The following is a 24567-nucleotide window of genomic DNA, read 5'->3' as shown; positions in this document are numbered from 1 at the left end:
GCCCGACCCAAGCCTCCGGCCGTGCTCATGCCGGCCCCCGTCGAGCCGCTTTACTATTTATTGAAGCCGTTAAGGCTAGGTTTAAACCGATCCTCTCCTTTCAAAGGCAACGGCAATGGGCACAGCCGAGAACGGCGCCGCCACCTGGAAGTCCGACCTCATGCTGGCGCTGCTGGTCGCCCTGTTTGCCTTCGCCGTCAACGCATGGGCCGGCTTTGGCCAACTGACCGATGCGGGCGGCGACAACGACAATCTGCTGCGCCTCGTCGAAGTCCGCGACCTGCTGGCAGGCCAGGGCTGGTTCGACCTGCACCAGTACCGGATGGGGCCGGAAGGCGGCTTCGTCATGCACTGGTCGCGGCTGGTCGACGCGCCGATCGTCGCCATAGCCCTCGCCGCCTCGGCGCTCACCGGCAGCAGGCCGCTTGGCGAGGACGTGGCGCAGGTGCTGTGGCCGGCGCTGCTCTTCTGGTCGACCTTGTTCTTCACCGCCCGCGCCGCGCGCAGCTTCGGCGGCGGCGGCGCGGTGCTGCCCGCCATCCTGATCGGCGCCGCCGGCTATTATTTCATCGGCATCTACGACCCCGGCGCGCTCGATCACCACAATGTCCAGCTGATGCTCACCATGGCGAGCCTCGCTTTGCTGCTCGAGGCGCCCGGGCGGCGCTGGGCCGCGCTGCTATCGGGCCTCTGCGCCGCGCTGACGCTCGCCGTCGGCATGGAAACCGTGCCTTACGTCGCCACCATCGGCCTCTGCGTGTCGCTGCTGTTTGTCATCGATCCAGCCGGCGAGCGGACGATCGCACGGGATTTCGGCCTCGGCTTCGCCGGAGTCGCGGCGCTTGTCTTCGTCACCACCGTTTCGCCTTCTGCATGGGGTGCGGCTCAGTGCGATGCCTTCTCGGTCGCGCAGTTCGTCGTTGCGGCCATAGCCGGCGTGGGGCTGGCGGCGATCATCTCCATCGAGCCGGCCACCGGCAGCTGGCGGCGCCGGCTGGGATCGCTCGCCGCGCTGGGTGTCGTCCTCGGCGTGATCGTGGCGGTGCTGTTCCCGCAATGCCTCTCCGCGCCCTACGCTTCGCTCGACCCGCGCCTCAAGGAACTGTGGCTCGACCATGTCGACGAGGCCCAGTCGCTGTTCACCCTGCTTGTCCGCGATCCGGCGCGTGTCGCAGCGCGTTACGCGACGCCGCTGGTCGCACTCATTCTTATGGCGCTGCATTTCCGCCGCGGCGGCTGGCGGCGGCAGGACAGCCTCGTCACGGCACTGCTCGCCGTCGCTTTCGCGGTCGGCGCCTGGCAGGTGCGCGCCACCACCTTCTCGATCGCCTTCGCGGTCATCCCGCTCGCGGCGTGGATCGCCAAATGGCGGGCGCGGGCCGAAACCAGCTCCTCGCTCGGCGTGGCGCTGCGCCTTGCGGCCGTCTGGCTGGTCTCGATCAACCCGGTCTGGACAGGCGTCGCCGCGGCCGCCTCGGTGGCGTTGGAAAAAGGCAAACCCGTCGCCGACGGCGCCACCACGGACAGGACCTGCGAGAAGAAGGCGACCTTCGCGCCGCTCGGCGGCATGACCGACACCACCGTGCTGACGATCTCCAATCTTGGAGCGCCGGTGCTGGCTTACAGCGGCCATCGCGTCTTCGCCGGACCCTATCACCGCAATGTCGCCGGTAACCTCCTGGCGCTGGACGCCTTTCTCGGCTCGGCCGATGATGCCCTTGCAATCGTCGAGGCGCACCGTGTCGGCCTCGTCGCCATCTGCCCCGGCAATGTCGAGACCATGATCCTGACCCAAAAGGCGCCGCAGGGCTTCCTGGCCGGCCTGCTGCGCGGCTCCGTGCCGGACTGGCTCGAGCCGGTCAGCGAGACCAAAGGCGGCCCGATCGAGCTCTATCGCGTAAAGCAAGCCGGCTAACGCTATGTCGCGAACGATACGAAACGGCCTTTGGACGCACTTGCTTGAACGAAGCTGCATTCCGGGAAAAGCCGGTTCGGCCTTTCCATTGGAAGTTATGAGCGAATAGCTGGGCTGGACCAGCGTTCTTGCCCGAAGCTGAACCGCCGGCGACGCAACCCTGGACGATAGAAAATCGATTTTCCGATACTTTTCCTAAACGCTTTGCTGCCAGTCTCCCCGAAAATACCCAGATCAGAACAGAGGCATGATGCAAACGACGTTTGCTACCGCTCAGTCAGGCAAGGAAAACACGGATCTGGCCTTCACGGATTCGTTGACCGGGCTCGGCAACCATCGTCGCTTTTTCGACAAGGTCGATCGCCTGATCAGCGAGCGCGCCGACGATCCCGCGCCGTTCACCGTCGGCATCCTCGACCTCGACGGCTTCAAGCCTATCAACGACCTGTTCGGCCACAAGGCCGGCGACGACATCCTCGTCCAGGTGGCGATGCGGCTGCGCGCCTCGATGGACGGCCACTCCACCGTCTGCCGCATCGGCGCCGACGAGTTCGCCTATCTTTATCCGATGGTGTTTTCGGAGGAGCAGGCGGCCGAGACGTCGCGCATGCTGATCGAGATCCTGTCGGCGCCCTATGATGTTGGCGAGCGCACCGCCAGGCTTTCGGCCTCGGTCGGGTGCTCGCTGTTTTATTCCGGCGACGAGACCACCGAGATCCTCCTCAACAAGGCCGAGACGGCGCTCTATCACGCCAAGCGTTCGGGCCGCGGCCGCGTCGTCGTCTACACCCGCGAGATGGAGGAAGCGGCCAAGCGCGTCACCCGCATCGAGCAGGCGTTGCGCCGCGCGGTGTCGGCCGGCGAGGTCGAGCCGCATTTCCAGCCGATCGTCGACTTGACCAGCCGCCGCACTATCGGCTTCGAGACGCTGGCGCGCTGGACCGACCGCGACCTCGGCGTCGTGCCGCCATCCGTCTTCATCCCGATCGCCGAGGAACGCGGCATCATCGGCCCGCTGTCACAGTTGGTGCTGCGCAAGGCGACCGAGGCGGCGCGCAGCTGGCCGAAGGACCTGTTCCTGTCCTTCAACCTGTCGCCCTCGCAGCTGGTCGATCAGAACACCGGCCTGCATATCCTGGCCATCCTCGACCGCACCGGCTTCGATCCGCGTCGGCTGGAGATCGAGATCACCGAGACCGGCCTGATGACCGATCCGGCCTCGGCCGAGAAGATCGTCGAGGACCTGCGCCGCGTCGGCATCCGCGTCTCGCTCGACGATTTCGGCACCGGCCAGTCGTCGCTCGGCCGCCTGCGCGAGTTCCATTTCGACAAGCTCAAGATCGACCGCGCTTTTGTCTCGTCGATTCTCGACGACCGGCCGTCGGAGCATATCATCCGCGCTATCCTCGCTATGTGCGAGGGGCTTGGCATGGAGGTCGTTGCCGAAGGCATCGAGGACGAGGCGCAGGCCGACCGTCTCGTCCAGTTCGGCTGCGCCGGCGGACAGGGCTATCTGTTCGGCAAGCCGGCCGATGCCGACGCCACGCTGGGCTATCTGCGCGATTCCTATCGCGGCGCGCTGCACGCCAAGGCGATCTGACCCGGCTTTTCGACGGTTCGGAAGACCGGCGGCCGCTATCGTGGCGACGCGCCGATCATTTGTCTGACATTTAGGCCGGAACTCCGACGTTTCTCCCTTGCTCCCGCGCTTTGTCTGGCTAGGATGCGCGCCGGCCAAAGGGAGAAGAGATCATGATGCCATCGGCACGTTTCGCCGACCTCGACGGCGCCTCGGTGCTGATCACCGGCGGCGGCTCCGGCATCGGCGCGGCGCTGACCGAAGGTTTCATGCAGCAGGGCGCGAAAGTCGCCTTCATCGACATAGCCGACAAGCCAAGCACCGCGCTTGCCGACCGGCTGGAGAAAGAGCTCGGCCGCCGCCCACTCTACCTCAAGGCCGACCTGCGCGACATCGAGGCGCTGCGCGGCGCCGCGGCAAAGGCGGCCGAGGCACATGGCGATGTGACGGTGCTGGTCAACAATGCCGCGCTCGACGACCGTCACGCCGTGGAAGACGTGACCGTCGAGTTCTGGGACAACAATCTTGCCATCAACCTGCGGCCGCATTTCTTCACCGCCCAGGCCGTGGCGCCCGGCATGAAGCGCGCCGGCGGCGGCTCGATCATCAATTTCACCTCCACCTCCTATCTGATCAACCACCCCGATATGCCGGCCTATACCGCAGCCAAAGCGGGTATCCTCGGCCTGACCAAGGGCCTCGCCGGCAAGCTGGGCGCCGATCGCATCCGCGTCAACGCGGTGGCGCCGGGCTGGGTCATCACCGAGCGCCAGCGCGAGCTCTGGGTCACCGACGAGGCGCTCGCCGCCCATGTCGCGAAGCAATGCATCAAGGACGTGATGCAGCCCGACGACATGGTCGGCACGGTGCTGTTCCTGGCATCGGATGCCTCGCGCATGCTCACCGCGCAGATGCTGATCGTCGATGGAGGCTTCCTGTGAGCGCGGCACCCGCGGTCGCCGCGCTCGACTGGGGCACGACGAGGCTCAGAGCCTGGCTGCTCGACGGCTCCGGCAAGGTGCTTGCCGAGCGGCGCGGCGACGACGGGCTGATCACCGCCCGCGAAAAAGGTTTTTCGAACGTGCTGGAAGGCCATCTTGGGGCCATGGGCGCGCCGGAGACGCTGCCCGTCATCATCTGCGGCATGGCCGGTTCCCGGCAGGGCTGGATCGAGGCGCCCTATGTCACCGTGCCGGCGCCGATCGGCGCCATCCTGCGCGGCGCCGCCCGCATAGAGGGCTCGCGCCGCGACATCCGCATCGTGCCCGGCCTGGCGCAGCGCCTGGCCGACGCGCCGGATGTCATGCGCGGCGAGGAGACCCAGCTTGCCGGCGCCGGTTTGCCGGCAAAGGGACGCCATCTCGTCTGCATGCCCGGCACGCATTCGAAATGGGTCGCGGTCGAGGACGGCGCGGTCGGAGGTTTCGGTACCTGGCCGACCGGCGAATTGTTTTCCGTGCTGGCCACGCACTCGATCCTGAAACATTCACTCGGCGAGCATCCCGCCCCGGTTGCCGCGGACAGCCCGTTCTTCAGGCGGTGGTGCGAACGAGCCCTGGGCGAAGGCGGCGATGTCACCTCGAAACTGTTTGCCATCCGCGCCGCCGGGCTTCTGCAGGATCTTAAGCCCGCCGATGCGGCGGCATGTCTATCAGGACTGCTGATCGGCGGCGAGATCGCTTCGGCAAGGCGCCGCTACGGTGCCAGCGAAGCGCCGGTCGTGCTGGTCGCCTCCGGCGCGCTGGCCATGCTTTATGGCGCGGCGCTTGGCATTGCCAACCTTGCCTTCCGCACGGTAGACGCCGATGAAGCGGTCCGCGCCGGTCTCGTCGAGGCCGCGCGCGAGATCGGCATGATTGGAGGCGCTTCATGAGCCAGACCGCACCCTTCCCGAAGCTCAAGCGTGGGCTTGTCGCCATCCTGCGCGGCCTGAAGCCATCGGAAGCCGTGGCGATCGGACGGGCGATCCACGACGCCGGCATCGAGGCGATCGAAGTGCCGCTCAATTCGCCGGAGCCGTTCGTTTCCATCGCCGATTTGGTCAAGGCGCTGCCCCAAAGCGCGCTGATCGGCGCCGGCACGGTGCTGACGGGGGCGGATGTCGACGCCTTGCACGAGGCCGGCGGCAGGTTGCTGGTCAGCCCCAACATCGATGCCGAGGTCATGGGCCGCGCCATGCATCACGGCATGGTGACGATGCCTGGCGTGTTTACGCCCACCGAAGCTTTTCAGGCGATCCGGTTAGGGGCCTCGGCGCTGAAATTCTTCCCGGCCAGCGTGCTGGGCGCCGGCGGCATTGCCGCCATCCGCGCCGTGTTGCCGGCAACGACGCTGATCGGCGCGGTCGGCGGCGTTTCCGACAAGGACTTTGCCGGCTACAAGGCGGTCGGCGTCAGCGTCTTCGGCTTGGGGTCCAGCCTCTACAAGCCGGGTGCAACGGTCGAGGAGGTGGCGCAGCGCGCCCGGGCCGCGGTCGCCGCCTGGGATGAAGCCTTCGGGGGATGACGATGGACGGCGTTTCGGTTTTTTCGGACCACATCTGCGAGCTCGGCGAAGGCCCGAGCTACGATCCCGCCACCGACACGCTGTTCTGGTTCGACATCGTCAACGGCAAGCTTCTGGAAAAGCCGCTCGCCGGCGCGTTGAAGATCCATGATCTCGGCGTCATGGCCAGCGCCATCGCCGTCATCGACGACGAGCGCCAGCTGATCGCCACCGAGACCGGCCTGCAGGTCAGGGACGTCAAGACCGGCAGACTGACGCTGCACACGCCGATCGAGGCCGACAATCCGCTGACGCGCTCCAACGATTCGCGCGTGCACCCCTGCGGCGCCTTGTGGACAGGCACGATGGGCAAGGGAGAGGAGAAGGGCGCCGGCTCGATCTACTGGTTCTTCAAGGGCGAGCTGCGCAGGCTGTTTTCCGACATCACCGTCTCGAATTCGATCTGCTTTTCCGAGGATGGGACGATCGCCTATTACACCGACACCGCGACCGGGCTGCTGATGCGCGTTGCCTGCGACCCCGCAACGGGACTGCCCAACGGCGAACCAAAGGTGTTCGTCGATCATCGCTCCTCGAAAGGCTATGTCGACGGCTCGGTCGTCGACCGCGACGGAGTGCTGTGGAACGCCGTCTGGGGCGGCAGGGCGGTGAAGGCCTATGCGCCGGACGGCACGCTGCTGCGCGAGATCGCCATGCCGGTGACGCAGGCTTCCTGCCCGGCCTTTGTCGGCGCCAAAGCCGACCGGCTGGCGGTCACCTCCGCCTGGAAAGGCAAGGACGAGAAGCAGCGCGCGCTCGATCCGCAGGCCGGCATGACTTTCCTGCTCGACATTCCGGTCAAAGGCCGCTTCGAGCCGCACGTGCTGATCGCTTAAGACCGTCCAGCACTATCAGGCAATCGCCCTGGCCCGGTCGGTTTCCCGCAAGCCGGCCGCTGCGGCCATGCGATGGTAGCGCCTGATTTCGCCCGGAGCATTCGATGCCGCAGCCGACGCTGGTCCTTGTCTACGAACCGGAAAAGCCCTGTTTCGACCGGCTCGTCGCACAGGGCTACCCGACAGAGCGCGCCATCGAGATTTCCTCCTATCTGGCGCAGTCGACCGACCTTAAGCCGGGATTTGGCCGGCTCGCCGCAGCTTGCGAAAAGCGCGGCCTCGCCTTCAAGCCCGTCGAACTCGACGACGCGGCGGTTGTGCTGGCAAAGGCCGATCCCGCAACGACGCTTGTCTGGACGCTGACGGACGGCATTGCTTATTTCCGTGGCGGCGCGGCACCAGCGCTCGCCCGCCTCAACGGCCTGCGCACCATCGGCTCCGACGATTCGCTTTTCGCGCTCTGCCAGGACAAGCTTCGTTCCGGCGCCGTGCTCGGCGCGCTGGGCCTGCCGGTGCCGGCAGCGGGCCTCGCGCGCAACGGCGAATGGCTGGCCGAGCCGCCCGCCTCGCCCAAGGGCTGGTTCGTCAAGCCGAACCGCCTCGGCGCCAAGATCGGCATCTGGCCGGATTCGCGCATCACCGATCTCGATCATGCGCTGGAGCTTAGCCGGCGGGTTTTTTCGCATTACCGCGACGATGTCGTCGTCCAGCCCTATGTCGCCGGCCGCAACGTGCGGGCGAGCTTCCTCGGATTGAAACCCGAAACCGGCGTCGAAGCTTTGGGCACCTTCTTCGTCGATTCCGGCGGCGATTTTCAGACCATGGCCGACTCGATGGCGCTTTACGGCGAAACCGGCCAAGCCGCGAAGAATACGGGCACCTATGTCGAGCCGGAACTTGAGGCCGTCGGCGCCAGTCAGCCGGAGGCGGACCGGAAAATCCGTGCCATCGTGCAGAAACTGATAAGCGGTCTCGGCCTGAAAGATGTCTTTTCCGTCGACTTCCGGGTCGAGGCCGACGACACGGTGCACCTCATCGAATTCGAAGTCTGCCCCGGCCTGCCCTGTTTCGATTTCCGCGACTATTGCCGCAAGCAGTGGGGCATGGAACTCGCCGATGCGATGGCCGAGGCGGCGGCCAACCGATTTTACCGTTAGATACCCTCGACCAGCACGATCTCGCCGTCGGCTACTTTCTGGCGGATGGCGACGGCGCGCTGGTACTCCGGCGAGTGGTAGCAGTCATGCGCCGCCGCAAGCGACTCGAACTCGATGATGACGTTGCGAGCGCGCCCCGGCCCTTCGGCCTTTTCATGCTCGCCGCCGCGCGCCAGGAACTTCGCGCCGAAGCGGTCGAAAGCCGGCTTCGCTGCGGCGACGTAATCCTTGTACCCCTCCGGATCGCGTACATCGACGCGGGCGACCCAATATCCCTTTGGCATGCTGTTCTCCTGTTTGTTTCGCGAATGAGGCTTTCAGGCGGATTGCATTTCGGCGAGGATCGCTTCGGCCGCGGCGCGACGGTCCGGCGCGGCGACGATCGGCCGGCCGACGACCAAGTGGCTGGAGCCGTTGCGGATCGCCTGGGCCGGCGTCACCACGCGTTTCTGGTCGCCATGGTCGCTGCCCGACGGCCGGATGCCCGGCGTCACCACCGCCATGTCGGGGCCGACGATGCGGCGCACCGCTTCGGCCTCTTCCGCCGAGCAGACGATGCCGCCCATGCCGGCATGCAGCGCCTGTTCGGAGCGCCTGAGCACCAGCGTGTGCGGGTCGTATTCATAGCCGGCGTCGATCACGTCCTGCTCGTCCATCGAGGTCAGCACCGTCACGCCGAGCAGACAGAGTTCGCTGCCCTTGGCCGCCTCGACAGCCGCTCTCATGGTTTTGGGATAGGCGTGCAGCGTCAGCATCGAGACACCCATCTTGACGATGTTCTCGACGCCCTTGGCCACCGTGTTGTCGATGTCGAGCAGCTTCATGTCGAGGAACACTTTGGTGCCGCCGCTGGCGAGCTCCCGCGCGAAGTCCAGTCCGCCGGCGAAGGCGAGCTGATAGCCGATCTTGTAGAAGGAAACGGCGCCTTCGAGCTCGCGCACCGTTCTTTCGGCCTCCTTCAGCGTCGGCAGGTCGAGCCCCACGATCAGCCTGTCTCGCATCGTATCGGCCTCCGCGAAATTGATCATGCCTCGATCCGGGTGGACAGCATGCGCGAGGTTTCGATCAGTGTGCGGCATAGGCGCTCCATCGATTGGTGTAGTCTGGCGTCCCTGAATTGTCCGTCCTCGGCGAAGGCTTCCCCGGCCCCGGAGACCGAGCATTCGGGCGTGATCACCTCCATCTGGCAACGCACCAGCACGGCGCGCAGATGGTTGATGCAACGTATGCCGGCGAACTTGCCTTCCGACGACGAGCAGAGCCCTACAGGCTTGCCGGCCAGCGGCCTGAAGGTGCGGCTGCCCTCGCGCCGTACCCGGCTCACCCAGTCGATCGCGTTCTTGAGCAATGGCGGGATCGAGCCGTTGTATTCGGGCGTCGCGATGAGCAACCCGTCATGCGCGGCGATCTGACGGGCGAGCTTGACGGCGTTCTCCGGGATGCCTTTTTCCTTTTCCAGGTCCTCGTCCATGATCGGCAGCGGATAGTCGCCGAGCGAGATGCGCGTCACCTCCGCGCCCTGCATGGCCAGTTCCTTCTGCGCCACATCGGCGGTCCGGCCGCTATAGGCGCCGCTGCGCACCGAGCCGGCGAAGACGAGGATTCGTGAGATTACTGCCATTGGCTCGCTTCGCTAGGGGAATAGGGGAGTATGGGAGTAGGGCAGTAGGGCGCGAGCGTGGAAGCTGAACCGTTCATCCCCTATTCCCCTACTGCCTTACTCCCCTACTCCCCTATCCCTAGTGCGCCGCGCGCCGGTAGATCCACAGCTGCGTCGGCGGGATGTTGCGGAAGATGAAATCGAAATGCTCGACCGTGTAGTCGCCGCGTCCGGCCGGGATCGGCGACAGCGGGCCGTAGGTCAGCTGCACGATCGGCCGTCCGGCGGGAATGCGGTCGAGCAGGCTTTCGATGTAGGCGATGCGCTGGGCGACCGGGAAATTGAGCAGCGGCACGCCGGAGACGACCGAATCGAACACCAGGTCGCGCTTGTCGCCGAGCGTGGCATCGAGATTGAAGGCGTCGCCCTCGATCACGTTGACTCCGGGATAGAGCCCGCGCAGATGGCGCACGAAGTCGGTCGAATATTCGACAGCGTAGAGGTTTTCGGGCTTCACGCCCTGGGCGAGGATGGCGCGGGTGATGACGCCGGTGCCGGGACCGACCTCAAGCACCGGCAAGCCCGATCTCGGATTGACGATCGACGCCATCTTGCGGGCGGTGATGGAACTGGTGGGAACGATCGAGCCGACCGTTTTCGGCTTGTCGATCCAGCCTTTGAAGAACTTCAGCTCGTCGTCGAATTTTTCGGCCAGCGCTTTGCGCAACCCGGGACTACGTGCCATCACGAGCTCTCCTCAATGCTCAGCCCCCGATCCGCTACTTAGCAGGTGGGTGGGACAAGGCAAGGCGTCAAGCTGGCATAAGGTGTTGACGACGCTTGGGAAGCGGTCCGCCCCTTCCGACGCCGTCCCGCGACCGTGACGATCAGTTTTCGCCGAACGACTCGAAGAAGTCCTTCATGCGCGCGAAGAAGCCGCTCGACTGGGGCGAGTTGTCCTTCGAGGAGAGCTGCTCGAACTCTTCCAAAAGCTCGCGCTGGCGGCGCGACAGGTTCTGCGGCGTCTCGACCGCCGTCTGGATATAGAGGTCGCCGACATTGGGCTGGCGCAGCACCGGCATGCCCTTGCCCTTCAAGCGGAACTGGCGGCCGTTCTGAGTGCCTTCCGGCACTTTCACCTTGGTCTGCGTGCCGTCCAGCGTGGTGACCTCGAAGGAGCCGCCAAGGGCGGCCGTCGTCATCGAGATCGGCACCTTGCAATAGAGATCGGCGCCGTCGCGCTGGAAAAATTCGTGCGGCTTGACCGCCAGGAAGATGTAGAGGTCGCCGGACGGTCCGCCGCGCAGGCCCGCCTCGCCCTCATTGGCAAGCCGGATACGTGTGCCGTCCTCGATGCCGGCCGGGATGTTGACCGACAGCGAGCGCTCCTCGGTGACGCGGCCCTGGCCGGCGCATTTCGGGCAGGGATCCTTGATCGTCTGGCCGCGGCCCTGACATTGCGGGCAAGTGCGCTCGATCGAGAAGAAGCCTTGCGTGGCGCGCACCTTGCCGTGGCCGTGGCACATGGCACAGGTCACCGGCTGCGTGCCGGGCTTGGCGCCGCTGCCGGAGCATTCCGAGCAGGATATGGAGGCCGGCACGCGGATCTGGGCCGTCTTGCCGGAAAAGGCCTCTTCCAGCGTGATTTCCATGTTGTAGCGCAGGTCGGCGCCGCGTTCGCGGCCGCCCGACGAACGGCGCTGCCGGCCGCCCATCATGTCGCCGAAGATGTCCTCGAAAATGTCGGCGAAGCCGCCGGCGCCGAAGCCGTGCGCGGCGCCGTTCATGCCGCCCTCGAAGGCGGCGTGGCCGAAGCGGTCATAGGCGGCGCGTTTCTGCGGGTCCTTCAGCGTCTCGTAGGCTTCGTTGATTTCCTTGAACTTGTGCTCGCAGGCACGATCGCCGGGGTTGCGGTCGGGATGGAACTGCATGGCGAGCTTGCGGAAAGCGCTCTTGAGTTCCTTGTCGTCGGCGCCTTTTTGCACGCCCAGCGTTTCGTAGAAATCAGCTTTCATTTTTTCCCGCTGTCCGGATGCTCAATGTCTTCAAGCATTGTTGGCAATTTTTGCCGGCATGGTCTTGGATTTAGGAGCGATGCTTCCCGGATGCTAGTACCAAGCCGGGCGGCTCCGGGTTTTTCCGTCATTTTTTCGGTTAGGGTTGCAAAAAAGCCCGGCTTTGCGCCGGGCTTTTGCACTTATTCGCCGTCAGCCGGCTCAGGCCGACTTCTTCTTCTCGTCGTCCTCGTCGATTTCCTCGAAGTCGGCGTCGACCACGTCCGAATCCTTGGCGGCATCCGCCTTGGCATCGGCTTCGGCCGCTTCCTTCTGCGAGGCCTCGTACATGGCCTGGCCGAGCTTCATCGACGCTTCGGCGAGCGCCTGCGACTTGGCTTCGATATCGGCCGGGTCGTCGCCCTCGGCGGCGGTCTTCAGCGCGGCGATCGCGTCGGAGATCGCGGTGCGGTCAGCCTCCGAGACCTTGTCGCCATAGTCCTTGAGCGACTTCTCGGACGAATGCACCAGTGCTTCGGCCTGGTTGCGGGCCTCGACGAGGGCACGACGCTTCTTGTCGGCCTCGGCATTGGCCTCGGCGTCCTTCACCATCTTCTCGATGTCGGCGTCGGACAGACCGCCCGAAGCCTGGATGCGGATCTGGTGCTCCTTGCCGGTGCCCTTGTCCTTGGCCGAGACGTTGACGATGCCGTTGGCGTCGATGTCGAAGGTGACCTCGATCTGCGGCACGCCGCGCGGAGCCGGCGGGATGCCGACCAGGTCGAACTGGCCAAGCAGCTTGTTGTCGGCCGCCATTTCGCGCTCGCCCTGGAAGACGCGTATCGTCACCGCAGACTGCGAATCCTCGGCGGTCGAGAAGGTCTGGCTCTTCTTGGTCGGGATCGTGGTGTTGCGCTCGATCAGTCGGGTGAACACGCCACCCAGCGTCTCGATGCCCAGCGACAGCGGCGTCACGTCGAGCAGCAGAACGTCCTTGACGTCGCCCTGCAGCACGCCGGCCTGGATGGCGGCGCCCAGTGCCACGACCTCATCCGGGTTGACACCCTTGTGCGGCTCCTTGCCGAAGAACTGCTTCACGATCTCCTGGATCTTGGGCATGCGGGTCATGCCGCCGACCAGGACCACCTCGTCGATCTCGCCCGCTTTCAGGCCGGCATCCTTGAGCGCCGCCTTGCAGGGGTCGATCGTGCGCTGCACGAGATCCTCGACCAGGCTTTCGAACTTCGCCCGGGTGAGCTTCATCGTCAGGTGCTTCGGGCCGCTGGCATCGGCGGTGATGAAGGGCAGGTTGATCTCGGTCTGAGTCGTCGACGACAGCTCGATCTTGGCCTTTTCGGCCGCTTCCTTCAGGCGCTGCAGCGCGAGCTTGTCGGCCTTGAGGTCGATGCCCTGTTCCTTCTTGAACTCGGCCGCAAGATATTCGACGAGCCGCATGTCGAAGTCCTCGCCGCCGAGGAAGGTGTCGCCGTTGGTCGACTTCACCTCGAAGACGCCGTCGCCGATCTCGAGCACCGAAATATCGAACGTGCCGCCGCCAAGGTCATAGACGGCGATGGTCTTGCCGTCCTTCTTTTCCAGGCCATAGGCAAGTGCGGCGGCCGTCGGCTCGTTGATGATGCGCAGCACCTCGAGGCCGGCGATCCGGCCGGCGTCCTTGGTCGCCTGGCGCTGGGCGTCGTTGAAATAGGCGGGAACGGTGATGACCGCCTTCTCGACCTTCTCGCCGAGATAGGCTTCCGCCGTTTCCTTCATCTTCTGCAGGATCATGGCCGAGATCTGGCTGGGCGACTGCTTCTTGCCGCCGGCCTCGACCCAGGCATCGCCATTGTCGCCCTTGACGATCTTGTAGGGGACAAGCTTCTTGTCCTTCTCCGTCACCGGGTCGTCATAGCGGCGGCCGATCAGGCGCTTGACCGCGAAGATGGTGTTTTCCGGATTGGTAACCGCCTGGCGCTTGGCCGGCTGGCCGACGAGACGTTCGCCGTCGCTCGAAATGGCGACGATGGAAGGCGTCGTGCGCGCGCCTTCAGCATTCTCGATCACCTTGGGATCCTTGCCGTCCATGATGGCGACACAGGAATTGGTGGTGCCGAGATCGATACCGATAACTTTTGCCATTGTTCTGGTCTCTCCTCTAAGCAGGCTCTCAGGACCCTTGAAAAAGGCGTTCCGACGAAAGCCCCTGTTCACAAGAAATCCCGTCACGTCCCCGCTTTACGGGGGCCGGACGGCTGGCGCGTATATAAGAACAGGCGATACGAGGCGCAAGCATTCTGCGCAAGCTGTTCATTGTCTCGGCGAGGCCAGGGAAGCGATGCGGCGCGCTTTGCTGCGCGATCGGCGCGAGCCCGCGCTATCGCGTTGTTCCCGCTGCCTTTTTTAGACCCGGCGTCGTTGGCGGCGCTTAGAACCGCCTCCCGGCGGGGGCAGGACTTGTCCGGGCGGGCGTGACTTTCGGTCGCGAAAGAGCGGAAAATCGGTGTTGCGGCGACGCTTCGCGCATCCGGCGGCAAGCTATGGGAGCGCGCTCGGGCAAACCCTGCCGGGCGCGTGGCCCGGCAGGGGATTGCGGGCTTAGAGCCCGTTGTCCTTCAGGATCTTGGCGGCGTTGTCCTTGGTGATCCTTTCCGTCGGCAGCGTGATGGTCTTCTCGACCTTCTCGCCGTTGAGGAACTTGATCGCCTGGCGCAGGCCCTCGGCGCCCGGCGTGACATAGGTGAAGGTCGCCGTCAGCTCGCCCTTGTTCACCATCTGCACGCCTTCGTTGGGCAGGCCGTCGATGCCAATGAACTTGATGTCTTTCTCGCGCCCGACATCCTTGGCCGCGAGATAGGCCCCGTAGGCCATCGGATCGTTGTGGCCGTAGACGAGGTCGATCTTCTCGTTGGTCTTCAGCGCGTTGGCCATGATGTTGTAGGCCTGGTCCTGCTTCCAGTCTCCCGACTGCTGGTCGAGCAGATATTTGATGCCCGGCTCCTTGTCGGTGAATTCATGGAAGCCGTCATGGCGGTCATGCGCCGGCTGCGTGCCCATGCCGCCCCAGATCTCGACGACGTTGCCGGAGGCCTTGCCCTTGCCGCCCAGGAGCTCGACGGCATATTCGCCGGCCGCCCGGCCGATCAGCTTGTTGTCGCCGCCGACGAACTGGGTGTAGTCCTTGGTGTCGACATTGCGGTCGAGCACGAAGACCGGGATCTTGGCGTCGATCGCCTGCTGCACGACGCCGGTGAGGCCGGCCGATTCCTTGGGCGACACCAGCAGCGCGTCGACTTCCTGGCGGATCAGGTTCTCGACATCGGCGACCTGCTTTTCGGTCTTGTCCTCGCCATCGGTGATGATCAGCTCGACTTCCGGGTGCTTGGCGGCTTCGGCGATGATGTCCTTGTTGAACTGGGCGCGCCAGGGCTCGATGGTGGTCACCTGCGAGAAGCCGATCTTCCACTTCTTGTCCTGGGCAAAGGCATCGTCGCTGGAAAAGAGAGCGGTCGTCGTCAGAAGTGCCGCCGCGAAGGTGGCAAGCTTCAGCATATCACGTCGTTTCATGGTCCTGTTTCCTCCGGATTATAGAGACGAGGTCTCCTGTGACGGCCGTTTTGCCGCGGCCGTTTCCTTTTGCGCCGTCCGTCCGCCGGGCAGGCGCAGATAGCTTAAGATGTCGCCGGCGTTGCGCTCCTGCACGAGCACGGTGCCGATGATGATCGCCCCCTTCAGCACCAGCTGAAGGTTCGAATTGATGTTGTGCAACTGCAGGATATTGGAGAGCAGCCCGAAGATCAGCACGCCGCAGAAGGTGCCGATCAGGCTGCCGCGCCCGCCCATCAGGCTGGTGCCGCCGATGACCACGGCGGCGATGGCGTCGAGCTCCAGCCCGGCGCCGGCGTCCGGCTTGCCTTGCCGGTATTGCGCCACGTAGAGCACCGCAGCAATGCCGGCGAGCAGGCCCGACACGGCATAAGTGGCGATCTTGACGCGCCCGGCAGCGATGCCCGAAAGCCTCGCCGCCTCCTCGTTGCCGCCGATGGCGTAGACATAGCGCCCGAAGGGCGTGAAGCGCAGCACCGCGCCGTAGATCACCACCGCGCCGAGGAAGAAGAGGCCCGGCATCGGCACGACGCCGAACACCGGCGAACGCAAGATCTCGAATTCGGCGGTGGCGTTGGAGCCGGTATAGACCGGCAGCACGGCGTTGTTCTGGCCGGCCGTCAGCCGCGCGATGCCGAGCGCCGTCACCATCATGGCAAGCGTCACGATGAAGGGCTGCAGGCGGCCGGCGACGATGATGAAGCCGTTGATGGTGCCGAACAGAAGGCCGACGCAGGGCGCCACCAGAAGCACGCCGAGCACGCCGAACTTGGTCCCGACCTGCGGCAGCAGGTACCACAGCGACAGGCAGCACAGCACCACGCCGACGACGCCCGGAATGACCAGTCCGCGCGCCTTGTCCAGCCGCATATCGCGGCGGGCTTCCGCGCCGGCGCGGGATTTCTCGATGTTGAGCAGGATGAAGCGCGTGGCAAGCGCGCCGAGGCAGAGAGCCACCAGCGCGGTCGTCGGCACGCCGAGCGCCGCCGACGGCGTGAGGCCCGGCACGGTGAGAAGCATGGCGCAGACCACCGAGCAGATAGCCATCAGCGAGCCGACGGAAAGATCGATGCCGCCGGTCAGGATCACCGCCGTCATGCCGGTGGCGATGAGACCGGTGGTCGACACCTGGCGCAGCACGTCGAGCAGATTGCCGTAGGACAGGAAGATGTTGTTGCCCTTGGAACTGATCGGCGAGCCGAACACGCCGATCAGGAAGATGGCGATCAGCCCCCACTAGAGCTTGGTGCGGGAGAGAAGGCTGATGAGGTTCATGCGGCAGGTCTCGTAGCCCGTCTTGATGTGGCAAGTCGCGGCGCGGCAAGCCGCATGATCGCCTCCTCGCTGGCCTCGGCGCGGGACAGGATTCCGCGCTGGCGGCCCTCCGCCATGACCAGGATGCGGTCGGCCAGATGCAGGAGCTCGGGCAGTTCCGAGCTGATCACGGCGATCGCCAGCCCGTCGCCGGCGAGCTTGAAGATGAGATCGTAGATTTCGCGCTTGGCGCCGACATCGATGCCGCGCGTCGGCTCGTCGAGCAGAAGCACGCGCGGCCGCGTCGCCAGCCATTTGCCGATCACCACCTTCTGCTGGTTGCCGCCCGACAGCGTGCCGGCGGCCTGCTCGATGCTTTCGCAGCGTATGCCAAGCGCGCCAACCGCCTCTCGCGCCAGGCCTTGTTCGCCCGAGCGCGAGCGCAAGCCGAAGCGGGCCAGCGCGCCGACCAGCGGCAGCGCGACATTGTCGGTGATCGAGGCCTTGAGATGCAGGCCTTGCGTCTTGCGGTCCTCGGTCACCAGGGCGATGCCGAGCCGGCGCGCCTCGCGCGGCGAGCCGATCTCGACCGGCACGCCGTCGAGCTTGATCTCGCCGCCGGTGCGGCCGTCGCTGGAGCCGAAGATCGCCTCCAGGATTTCGGTGCGGCCGGACCCAAGCAGCCCGCCTATGCCGAGGATCTCGCCGGCCGCAAGGTCGAAGCCGACGCCGTCGATCACCCTGCGCCAGCCATGCCGGTCGGGCTTGGACAGCGACAGGTCCCTGACCGACAGCACCACCTTGCCGCCGCTGCCGCGCTCGTGATCGGAGGACGCCAGAAGGTCGCGCCCGACCATGGCCGAGATGATGGCGTCTTCGTTCAGTGCCGCCATGTCCTGCGTCAACACATGGCGCCCGTCGCGCAGCACCGTCACCCGGCTTGCCAGATGCATGACCTCGTCGATGCGGTGCGAGATGTAGACGATCGCTACGCCGCTCGCGGCGAGCTGGCGGATGATGCGGAACAGCCGCTCGCACTCGGCCGACGACAGCGCCGAGGTCGGCTCGTCCATGATCAGGATGCGCGCCGATTTCGACAGCGCCTTGGCGATCTCCACCAGCTGCTGCTCGCCGACCCTCAGCGTGCCGACTCGCGCTTCCGGATCGAGCTCGATGCCGAGACGCTGCAGCAGCGCTTTTGCCGCGCGGCTGCTCGCCTTGCGGTCGACGACCAGCCCGGCGATCAGCTTTTCGCGGCCGAGGAAGATGTTGTCGGCGACGCTGAGCTCGGGGACGAGGTTGAGCTCCTGGTGGATGATGGCGATGCCGGCGTCCTCGGCGTCGCGGACACCGGTGAAATGAACCGTCTGCCCATCGAGGGCAACAGCTCCTTCGTAATCCGTGTAGACGCCCGAGAGGATCTTCATCAGCGTCGACTTGCCGGCGCCGTTCTCGCCCATCAGCGCATGCACCTCGCCGGGCCTGAGGTCGAGCTTCACATCGGACAGCGCGGTGATGCCGCCAAATCGCTTGGAAATGCCGGTCGCGCCCAGGACGACGGCTGGACCGTCGGCCGCCATGTTTTCCGTCGTGATGGGGCCAGCGCGCTGCATGGCAAAGGACGGCCTCCCTCCGTCGTCTTCGATTGACCGACGCTAATCTAAACGTTTCGAATGTGTCAAGCGCCTATCTGGCTGCTGAGGATTGATGCAATTCAATTCTTGCGAAAAATGCCGGGTTTACGTAGGTTTAGCCAAATAAGGGTGGCTAAACGTTTCGAAAATGACGGCGTCAGGACGGAAAAAACAGCGGAAATCCACGGCGCCGACCATGCTGCACGTAGCCGAGGCGGCGCGTGTGTCGGTCGCCACAGTGTCGGCATTGCTCAACGGCACGGCAACCGTCAGCCCCGAGCTGACCCAGCGCATCGAGCAGGCGATCCGCGATATCGGCTATAAGCGCAATGCCATCGCCCGCAGCCTGAAGATGGGCACTACGCGCACCATCGGCCTCACCGTGCCGCACATCACCAACCCGTTCTTCACCGATGTCGTCTCGGTCATCCAGCAGGCTTTCGACCGTGCCGGCTATGCCGTCATGCTATGCTGCACGGACGAGGACCTGAACACGCAGGACGAGCAGATCCGGCTTTTGCTCGACCGCATGGTCGACGGGCTGATCGTGGCGCGCGTCGGCGACGGCGGCATTCTGAAAGGCATCGTCGAGGACGCAAATGTGCCGGTGGTGCTGCTCGACCGCCTCTGCGAAGGCGTCGACACCGACGCGGTGGTGCTGGACAACCAGCGCGCCGTGTTCGACGCAGTCACCTATCTGATCCATCTTGGCCACCGGCGCATCGGCTACATCACCGGCACATCCGACATATCCCCCATGCATGACCGCATGATCGGCTACCGCGAGGCGCTGCAGGCGGCCGGCCTGCCGGTGACGGAGGAGCTCATACGCTCCGGCAATTTCCACGAGATCGACGGCTACAACGCGACCATGCAGCTCTTGTCACTGCACGACCGGCCGACCGCGATCTTCTCGGCCAACAATCCGATGGTGATCGGCACCATGAAGGCGATCCGCGATATCGGCCTCAGCTGCCCCGAGGACATTTCGGTCGCCTGTTTCGACGATTTTCCCTGGTCGGACGTGTTCGTGCCGCAGCTGACCACGGTGGCGCAGCCGGTGCAGGCGATCGGCGAGCAGGCGGCAAACCTCCTGCTCGACCGGCTGGCCGGCAACCGCGACGCGCCGCCGCGAAAGCTCGTGCTGAAGGGCCGGCTGATGATCCGCAATTCCTGCCGGCCGCTCGGCCCGGTCGCGCAGAGCGTCAGCGCGTAGGCAAGAAGGAACTCTCGCCAAGCAGTTGCAGCCTGGAGAAGATGTGCTTGCCGCCGGCGATCACTTGCGTGCCCTGGCTGACCACCGTTTTCGGATCGGCCTTGAGCACCCTGCCGCCGGCCTCCTCGACCAGCAGCATGCCGGCGAGACAGTCCCAGGGATTCATGTGCTCCTCGATATAGCCGAGCAGCCGGCCGGAAGCAGCATAGGCAAGCATCAGCGCGCCCGAGGCATTGCGGTAGAAGACGCCGCCCTCGGCCATGATCAGGCTGATAAGAATGACGACATTCTTGGTCGAGGCGCGGTTGGAAAGGCCGGTGCCGACGGCGCCCTCGGACAGCGAGGCCGCATCGCTGGCCTTGATCGGCTTGCCGTTGAGGAAGGCGCCGCCGCCCAGGCGGCCGTAGAACGTCTCGCCGGTCGAGGGTTCGTGGATGACCCCGACAATCGTCTCGCCATTCCTGGCGCAGGCGATCACCACGCACCAGGCGGGAATGCCGCGCACGAAATTGGCCGTGCCGTCGATCGGATCGATCACCCAGACATGACCGGTTGTTCCGGTGACCGCCGCATGCTCCTCGCCGACGATGCCGTCTTGCGGATAGGCCTCGGCGATCGCCGCGCGGATGAACAGCTCGACCTCGCGGTCGCCCTCGGACACCAGGTCCTGATGGCCCTTGCTCTCGACGGCCAGATTGTCGAGGTCGCGAAAATATTTGAGCCCCAGCTCGCCGGCGCGCCGCGCCAGGTCGATGGCGAAATGCATGCGGTTATCGAGGTCATGAGTCACAGCCAGCGCTCACGTTCGAGGAGGGCCCTTAGCAGACGAGCATATCAGAAGCCATGGCGCCGTCAGGCCGCCTTCGACATCGATTTGTGCACGTCGGCGAGGATCTCGAAGGACCGGACGCGCGCCGCGTGGTCGAAGCACTGCGCGGTTACCATCAATTCGTCGGCGCCGGTGCGGCGTATGAAGGCGTGGAGGCCCTGGCGCACCGTTTCCGGCGAGCCGACGACGGCGCAGGACAGCGCCTGGGCGAGCATGGTCTTCGCGACGGAATCGAGATCGCGGTCGTAATTCTCGACCGGCGGCGGCAACTGGCCGGGCCGGCCGCTGCGCAGATTGACGAAGGCCTGCTGCAGCGAGCTGAACAGCAGCCTCGCCTCGGCATCCGTGGGTGCTGCAAAGACATTCAGGCCGAGCATGACATAGGGCTTTTCGAGCTCGGCCGACGGCTGGAAGCGCGTGCGATAAACCTCCAGCGCATGGTCGAGCTCGGCCGGCGCGAAATGCGAGGCGAAGGCGTAGGGCAGGCCGAGAAGCGCGGCGAGCTGCGCGCCATAGAGGCTGGAGCCGAGAATCCAGACCGGCACGGTCTGGCCCTCGCCCGGAACGGCGCGGATGCGCTGGCCTTCCTCGGCCGGCTGGAAATAGCCCATCAGCTCGACCACGTCCTGCGGGAAATTGTCGGCGTTTTCGAGGTTGCGGCGCAGCGCCCGCGCGGTCAGCATGTCTGTGCCCGGCGCGCGGCCGAGGCCGAGGTCGATGCGGCCGGGGAAAAGAGCGGCCAGCGTGCCGAACTGCTCGGCGATCACCAGCGGCGCATGGTTGGGCAGCATGATGCCGCCGGCGCCGACGCGGATCGTCTTGGTGCCGCCGGCGACATGCGCGATCACGACGGATGTTGCCGCGCTGGCAATGCCCGGCATGTTGTGGTGTTCGGCGAGCCAATAGCGCCGGTAGCCCAGGCGCTCGGCATGGCGGGCGAGGTCGAGCGAATTGGCAAGCGACTGCGAGGCGGTGCTGCCTTGCGTGATCGGCGACAGGTCGAGAACCGAAAGGTCCGTCATGGGTCAGGTCTCCACGATGCGTTTTTCCCGCAGCCTCGCCTCGAAGGCGGCGCGGTCGGGAATGACGATGGCGAGCTGGTCCTCCAGCACGTCGGCGAGTTCGGCAGCCGTCGCGATCTCGCGCTGCTCGCTGCGGCCGCCGGCATGATGCGTCGACAGCCGGTTGTTGCGCAGCGCATAGCGCAGGTCGGGCAAGGCGAGCGCGGCGACCAGCGTCGACAGGAAATGCGAGCTTGGATGGGTCGAGAGGAAATGGCTGGCGACCCGGTAGTCGACCTCATAGGCCTCGCTCATGTCGAAGCGATAGAGCGTGCGCCAATCACCGCCGATCTCGGCCTGCAGGCGGAATTGTCCGCCGGTCTCGACAAGGCGGAAGGTTTCGTGCGGCGTCTGCTGCTCCAGCCCGGGTTGCAAAAGCAGCGGCGCCGTCAGCGTCAGGCCGCCGAAGCCGACATCGGCTATGTAAGTACTGCCGCCAAGTTCGATGCGAAGCAGCATATGGCTGCGCGCGGTGACGGCGTCATCCGGCTGGCCCCAAAGCACGCGGGCGGCAAGTCCGCCGACGGTGAAGCCCAGCGCGTCGAGCGCATGCATGAAGATCAGATTGTGCTCGAAGCAATAGCCGCCGCGGCCCTGGCGATAAATCTTGTCCTGCAGCGAAGCCACGTCGAGGCCGACCGAAACGCCCATCAAGGCGTCGATGTTCTCGAACGGGATCGCCCGCGGGTGCGCGGCGTGCAGCGCCTGGAGGGCGGCGAGCGAAGCGTCGGCCGGTCCGTCATAACCGATGCGGGCAAAATAGCCATCGAGATCGAAGTCGCTCATTCGGGAGACAGGTCCGGCTTGATCGGTCCGATATAGGCACTGGTCACCGGTGCCGCAAACGATGGCAGAGGTTTGAGATTGGGCCAGCCTCAGGCCGCGTGATTGTGGTTGTTCTCGGCCGACTCGTCGTCAACGACGGTCGTGTGCTGCGCCGCCAGGAAATTGCCGACCGGGGCCAGGCTTTCGAAATGGTCGCAAAAAACCTTGATGACGACCAGCAGCGGCACCGCCATCAGCGCGCCGACGAAGCCCCACAGCCAGGACCAGAAGGCGATGGCGATGAAGATCGCCACCGCATTGATCTCGAGGCGCCGCCCGACCACCGTAGGGGTCACGAACTGGCCTTCGACGATGTCGCACAACACCACGAAGGCCGGCGCCAGCAGCGCATAGGCGATCGTGTCGAAGCTGATCAGCGCGATGATCGCGACGATCAGGACGGTCATCAGCGCGCCGACATAGGGTAGGAAATTGAGCAATGCCGCCATCGCCCCCCAGACCAGTGGATTGGGCATGCCGAGCGCCCACAGGCCCAGCCCGATCACCGTGCCGAGACTGACATTGATGACGGAGACCGTGAGCAGATAGTGCGAAATCTCGCGCTCGACGTCATAGACGATGCGCAGCGCCCGCTTCTTCTGGCTCATGCTGGTGAAGGACTGGACGATTTTCTCATAGAACAGCGTGCCGGAGGCGAGCAGGAACAGCGACAGCACGAAGACGATGGTGATGGAGGTGCCGGCTTCCAGGATGTTGCTCGCCGCCGAGGACAGGATCCCGGACGGCGCCACCGCCACCCGCTGCACGCCCGGCTCCTGCGACGTCTCGGTCAGCCCCTCCAATTGATGCGCGAGATCCATCATCCGTTCGAGGGGTCGCCGGAACGGCGCCAGCCGTTCCGTCAGCTGTTGGCCGATCGAATAGGAGTTGTTGATGAGGTCGATGACCGGACCGCTGAGCAGATAGCCCGCGGCGGCGAAGATGAAGATCGACAGCAGCACCAGCAGCGTCGCCGAAATAACCTCCGAGATACCGCGCTTGCGCAGGAAACGCACGATCGGCGTCAGCGTCAGCGCCAGCAGGAAGGCCAGCACCACCGGCATGAAGAAGGCACGGGCGAAATAGAGCGCCGCGGTGGTCATCAGAATGAAGATCCCGATCACCAGCGACCGCATCAGGCGCATGTCCGCCCGCGCCTCGGCGCGCGTGTCAGCGCTTTCGGCAACCCTCGCGCCGGAAGCGATCGGTTCGGCTTTCATCGGTTCCCCTCAGGCACCGCGACCGGTGCAATCGACGGGGAAACGTGCTTGCCGCGCCAAGGTTCCGTTAGCCGGTGGTCACAGACGCCCTTGGTGTGCAGCTGCTCAGGCGGCCGGCGCCGGCGCGGCGGATGCCCCCTTAGCGGTCTCCTTGCGCACGATCGGCGCCACCCTGGTGCCGTAGAGCTCGATCGCCTTCATGATCTTGGCGTGCGGCATGGTGCCGATCGCCATCTGCAGCAGGAAGCGGTCATTGCCGAAGATCTTGTGCTGGGCGACGATCTTTTCCGCCACCGCTTCAGGATTGCCGACGAACAGCGCGCCGTTCGGCCCGCGCGCCTGGTCGAAATGGGCGCGCGAGGTCGGACCCCAGCCGCGCTCGCGGCCGATGCGGTTCATCACTTCGGCCTGCGGGCCGTGGAAATCGTCGGCCGCCTGCTCGATCGTCTCGGCGATGAAGCCGTGCACGTTGATGCTGGTGGCAAGCGAGGCCGGATCGATGCCGGCGCGCTTTGCCGCCTCGCGATAGATCTGGAACAGCGGCGCGAAACGGGCCGGCTCGCCGCCGATGATGGCAAGCGCCAGCGGCAGGCCTAGCACGCCGGCGCGAGCGGCCGATTGCGGCGTGCCGCCGATGGCGATCCAGATCGGCAGCTTTTCCTGCAACGGACGCGGATAGACGCCGCGGCCGTTGATCGGCGCGCGCAGCTTACCCTGCCACGTCACCTTCACCTGGTCGCGGATGGCCAAAAGCAGGTCGAGCTTTTCGGCGAAGAGCTCGTCATAGTCCTCGAGGTTATAGCCGAACAGCGGGAAGGATTCGATGAAGGAGCCGCGCCCGGCCATGATCTCGGCGCGGCCGCCGGACAGAAGATCGAGTGTCGCGAATTGCTGGAAGACGCGCACCGGATCGTCGGAGGAGAGCACGGTGACCGCGCTGGTGAGCTTGATGCGCTTCGTGCGCTCTGCCGCCGCGGCCAGCGCCACCACAGGTGCCGAGGCCGCGTAGTCGGGGCGGTGATGCTCGCCGAGGCCGAACACGTCGAGCCCGACCTGGTCGGCCAGCTCGATTTCCTCGATGAGATTGCGCAGCCGCTCATGCGGGCCGATGGCGCCGGGACCGGGCTCCGGGCTGACATCGGCGAAAGTATAAAGACCGAGTTCCATCTGGTTGCGTCCTAAAGGGCGTTCGTGTGGATGTTGCTTGTCGGCGCTAGAGGTAACGATCCGCCCTGCCACCCGCCAGACGCGCGATCTGTGAACAGTGCATCGCCCCATCGCCATGCCGTATCTCTGCGGC

At 65.3% G+C, this 24567-nt stretch carries 22 protein-coding genes; 8 read left to right on the top strand and 14 right to left on the bottom strand.

All coding sequences use genetic code 11. The annotated features are described in order from the left end of the window. Positions 1–115 precede the first annotated feature (115 nt). The 7 genes from P9273_RS25500 to P9273_RS25470 all read left to right on the top strand — a co-directional run bounded on the left by P9273_RS25500 (position 116) and on the right by P9273_RS25470 (position 8031). Complete coding sequence (locus tag P9273_RS25500) at positions 116–1915, top strand: GtrA family protein (RefSeq protein WP_278051252.1); 1800 nt, start codon at positions 116–118, stop codon at positions 1913–1915. A gap of 250 nt (positions 1916–2165) precedes the next feature. Then, positions 2166–3515, top strand: a complete 1350-nt coding sequence (locus P9273_RS25495; RefSeq protein ID WP_278051336.1) for a putative bifunctional diguanylate cyclase/phosphodiesterase — start codon at positions 2166–2168, stop codon at positions 3513–3515. A gap of 152 nt (positions 3516–3667) precedes the next feature. Then, complete coding sequence (locus P9273_RS25490) at positions 3668–4435, top strand: SDR family NAD(P)-dependent oxidoreductase (RefSeq protein ID WP_278051251.1); 768 nt, start codon at positions 3668–3670, stop codon at positions 4433–4435. Continuing rightward, on the top strand, positions 4432–5367 hold the full coding sequence (locus P9273_RS25485; protein WP_278051250.1) for a 2-dehydro-3-deoxygalactonokinase: 936 nt from the start codon (positions 4432–4434) through the stop codon (positions 5365–5367). Before P9273_RS25490 ends, P9273_RS25485 begins: the two co-directional genes overlap by 4 nt. After that, on the top strand, positions 5364–5999 hold the full coding sequence (locus tag P9273_RS25480) for a 2-dehydro-3-deoxy-6-phosphogalactonate aldolase (RefSeq protein WP_278051249.1): 636 nt from the start codon (positions 5364–5366) through the stop codon (positions 5997–5999). The genes P9273_RS25485 and P9273_RS25480 overlap by 4 nt, the downstream gene beginning before the upstream one ends. Positions 6000–6001: 2 nt before the next feature. Then, on the top strand, positions 6002–6874 hold the full coding sequence (locus P9273_RS25475; protein ID WP_442920260.1) for an SMP-30/gluconolactonase/LRE family protein: 873 nt from the start codon (positions 6002–6004) through the stop codon (positions 6872–6874). Positions 6875–6978: 104 nt separating this feature from the next. Beyond that, positions 6979–8031 (top strand): D-alanine:D-lactate ligase-like protein, encoded by a 1053-nt coding sequence (locus P9273_RS25470; RefSeq protein ID WP_278051247.1) that lies wholly within the window; start codon positions 6979–6981, stop codon positions 8029–8031. On the opposite strand, the gene P9273_RS25465 is transcribed toward P9273_RS25470, so the two are convergent. From P9273_RS25465 to P9273_RS25425, 9 genes are all read right to left on the bottom strand, one after another. Continuing rightward, positions 8028–8315: a DUF1330 domain-containing protein gene (locus P9273_RS25465; RefSeq protein WP_040999368.1), complete on the bottom strand. Its 288-nt coding sequence runs from the start codon at positions 8313–8315 to the stop codon at positions 8028–8030. The genes P9273_RS25470 and P9273_RS25465 overlap by 4 nt on opposite strands. A gap of 33 nt (positions 8316–8348) precedes the next feature. Next, positions 8349–9059: an orotidine-5'-phosphate decarboxylase gene (gene pyrF, locus P9273_RS25460; RefSeq protein ID WP_278051246.1), complete on the bottom strand. Its 711-nt coding sequence runs from the start codon at positions 9057–9059 to the stop codon at positions 8349–8351. Continuing rightward, the gene (locus P9273_RS25455) at positions 9056–9652 is read right to left on the bottom strand and encodes an NADPH-dependent FMN reductase (protein WP_278051245.1); all 597 of its coding nucleotides are present in this window, start codon (positions 9650–9652) and stop codon (positions 9056–9058) included. Before P9273_RS25455 ends, pyrF begins: the two co-directional genes overlap by 4 nt. Positions 9653–9770: 118 nt before the next feature. Beyond that, positions 9771–10376 (bottom strand): phospholipid N-methyltransferase PmtA, encoded by a 606-nt coding sequence (gene pmtA, locus P9273_RS25450; RefSeq protein ID WP_040999362.1) that lies wholly within the window; start codon positions 10374–10376, stop codon positions 9771–9773. 142 nt (positions 10377–10518) lie between these two features. After that, entirely contained in the window at positions 10519–11646 is a 1128-nt protein-coding gene (gene dnaJ / locus P9273_RS25445) for a molecular chaperone DnaJ (protein WP_040999359.1), read from the bottom strand. A 201-nt stretch (positions 11647–11847) separates the two neighbouring features. After that, entirely contained in the window at positions 11848–13764 is a 1917-nt protein-coding gene (gene dnaK, locus P9273_RS25440; RefSeq protein WP_040999357.1) for a molecular chaperone DnaK, read from the bottom strand. A gap of 456 nt (positions 13765–14220) precedes the next feature. Continuing rightward, positions 14221–15189 (bottom strand): substrate-binding domain-containing protein, encoded by a 969-nt coding sequence (locus tag P9273_RS25435; protein ID WP_278051244.1) that lies wholly within the window; start codon positions 15187–15189, stop codon positions 14221–14223. Positions 15190–15207: 18 nt separating this feature from the next. Further along, the gene (locus P9273_RS25430) at positions 15208–16458 is read right to left on the bottom strand and encodes an ABC transporter permease (protein WP_278051335.1); all 1251 of its coding nucleotides are present in this window, start codon (positions 16456–16458) and stop codon (positions 15208–15210) included. Positions 16459–16499: 41 nt separating this feature from the next. Further along, complete coding sequence (locus P9273_RS25425) at positions 16500–18095, bottom strand: sugar ABC transporter ATP-binding protein (protein WP_278051243.1); 1596 nt, start codon at positions 18093–18095, stop codon at positions 16500–16502. 217 nt (positions 18096–18312) lie between these two features. Between P9273_RS25425 and P9273_RS25420 the strand changes: the two genes are divergently transcribed. Further along, entirely contained in the window at positions 18313–19332 is a 1020-nt protein-coding gene (locus P9273_RS25420) for a LacI family DNA-binding transcriptional regulator (protein ID WP_278051242.1), read from the top strand. Here the strand turns inward: P9273_RS25420 and P9273_RS25415 are convergent. The 5 genes from P9273_RS25415 to P9273_RS25395 all read right to left on the bottom strand — a co-directional run bounded on the left by P9273_RS25415 (position 19322) and on the right by P9273_RS25395 (position 24434). Then, positions 19322–20122, bottom strand: coding sequence for an inositol monophosphatase family protein (locus tag P9273_RS25415; protein ID WP_278051241.1), 801 nt, complete (start codon positions 20120–20122; stop codon positions 19322–19324). The two genes, P9273_RS25420 and P9273_RS25415, sit on opposite strands and share 11 nt — an antisense overlap. A gap of 62 nt (positions 20123–20184) precedes the next feature. Beyond that, positions 20185–21183, bottom strand: a complete 999-nt coding sequence (locus tag P9273_RS25410; RefSeq protein WP_278051240.1) for an LLM class flavin-dependent oxidoreductase — start codon at positions 21181–21183, stop codon at positions 20185–20187. A gap of 3 nt (positions 21184–21186) precedes the next feature. After that, positions 21187–22008: an arylamine N-acetyltransferase family protein gene (locus P9273_RS25405; protein WP_278051239.1), complete on the bottom strand. Its 822-nt coding sequence runs from the start codon at positions 22006–22008 to the stop codon at positions 21187–21189. 89 nt (positions 22009–22097) lie between these two features. Continuing rightward, on the bottom strand, positions 22098–23267 hold the full coding sequence (locus P9273_RS25400) for an AI-2E family transporter (protein ID WP_278051238.1): 1170 nt from the start codon (positions 23265–23267) through the stop codon (positions 22098–22100). 105 nt (positions 23268–23372) lie between these two features. Continuing rightward, positions 23373–24434 carry an LLM class flavin-dependent oxidoreductase gene (locus P9273_RS25395; RefSeq protein WP_278051237.1) on the bottom strand — a complete coding sequence of 354 codons (1062 nt, stop codon included), beginning with the start codon at positions 24432–24434 and terminating at the stop codon, positions 23373–23375. Between the last annotated feature and the right edge of the window lie 133 nt (positions 24435–24567).

Origin of the sequence: Mesorhizobium sp. WSM4935 (assembly GCF_029625735.1) — a bacterium.
GTDB lineage: Bacteria > Pseudomonadota > Alphaproteobacteria > Rhizobiales > Rhizobiaceae > Mesorhizobium.
The sequence above is the reverse complement of the archived record's forward strand: the minus strand, read 5'-3'. Positions and strand labels throughout refer to the sequence as shown.

Bases quoted from the DNA above. Each gene is read 5' to 3' on its own strand.
- P9273_RS25500 (WP_278051252.1), top strand. From the start codon at position 116: ATGGGCACAGCCGAGAACGGCGCCGCCACCTGGAAGTCCGACCTCATG.
- P9273_RS25495 (WP_278051336.1), top strand. From the start codon at position 2,166: ATGCAAACGACGTTTGCTACCGCTCAGTCAGGCAAGGAAAACACGGAT.
- P9273_RS25455 (WP_278051245.1), bottom strand. From the start codon at position 9,652: ATGGCAGTAATCTCACGAATCCTCGTCTTCGCCGGCTCGGTGCGCAGC.
- P9273_RS25435 (WP_278051244.1), bottom strand. From the start codon at position 15,189: ATGAAACGACGTGATATGCTGAAGCTTGCCACCTTCGCGGCGGCACTT.
- P9273_RS25410 (WP_278051240.1), bottom strand. From the start codon at position 21,183: ATGACGGACCTTTCGGTTCTCGACCTGTCGCCGATCACGCAAGGCAGC.
- P9273_RS25465 (WP_040999368.1), bottom strand. From the start codon at position 8,315: ATGCCAAAGGGATATTGGGTCGCCCGCGTCGATGTACGCGATCCGGAG.
- P9273_RS25480 (WP_278051249.1), top strand. From the start codon at position 5,364: ATGAGCCAGACCGCACCCTTCCCGAAGCTCAAGCGTGGGCTTGTCGCC.
- P9273_RS25425 (WP_278051243.1), bottom strand. From the start codon at position 18,095: ATGCAGCGCGCTGGCCCCATCACGACGGAAAACATGGCGGCCGACGGT.
- P9273_RS25395 (WP_278051237.1), bottom strand. From the start codon at position 24,434: ATGGAACTCGGTCTTTATACTTTCGCCGATGTCAGCCCGGAGCCCGGT.
- P9273_RS25400 (WP_278051238.1), bottom strand. From the start codon at position 23,267: ATGAAAGCCGAACCGATCGCTTCCGGCGCGAGGGTTGCCGAAAGCGCT.
- P9273_RS25405 (WP_278051239.1), bottom strand. From the start codon at position 22,008: ATGAGCGACTTCGATCTCGATGGCTATTTTGCCCGCATCGGTTATGAC.
- dnaJ (WP_040999359.1), bottom strand. From the start codon at position 11,646: ATGAAAGCTGATTTCTACGAAACGCTGGGCGTGCAAAAAGGCGCCGAC.
- pyrF (WP_278051246.1), bottom strand. From the start codon at position 9,059: ATGATCAATTTCGCGGAGGCCGATACGATGCGAGACAGGCTGATCGTG.
- P9273_RS25490 (WP_278051251.1), top strand. From the start codon at position 3,668: ATGATGCCATCGGCACGTTTCGCCGACCTCGACGGCGCCTCGGTGCTG.
- P9273_RS25420 (WP_278051242.1), top strand. From the start codon at position 18,313: ATGCTGCACGTAGCCGAGGCGGCGCGTGTGTCGGTCGCCACAGTGTCG.
- pmtA (WP_040999362.1), bottom strand. From the start codon at position 10,376: ATGGCACGTAGTCCCGGGTTGCGCAAAGCGCTGGCCGAAAAATTCGAC.
- dnaK (WP_040999357.1), bottom strand. From the start codon at position 13,764: ATGGCAAAAGTTATCGGTATCGATCTCGGCACCACCAATTCCTGTGTC.
- P9273_RS25470 (WP_278051247.1), top strand. From the start codon at position 6,979: ATGCCGCAGCCGACGCTGGTCCTTGTCTACGAACCGGAAAAGCCCTGT.
- P9273_RS25475 (WP_442920260.1), top strand. From the start codon at position 6,002: ATGGACGGCGTTTCGGTTTTTTCGGACCACATCTGCGAGCTCGGCGAA.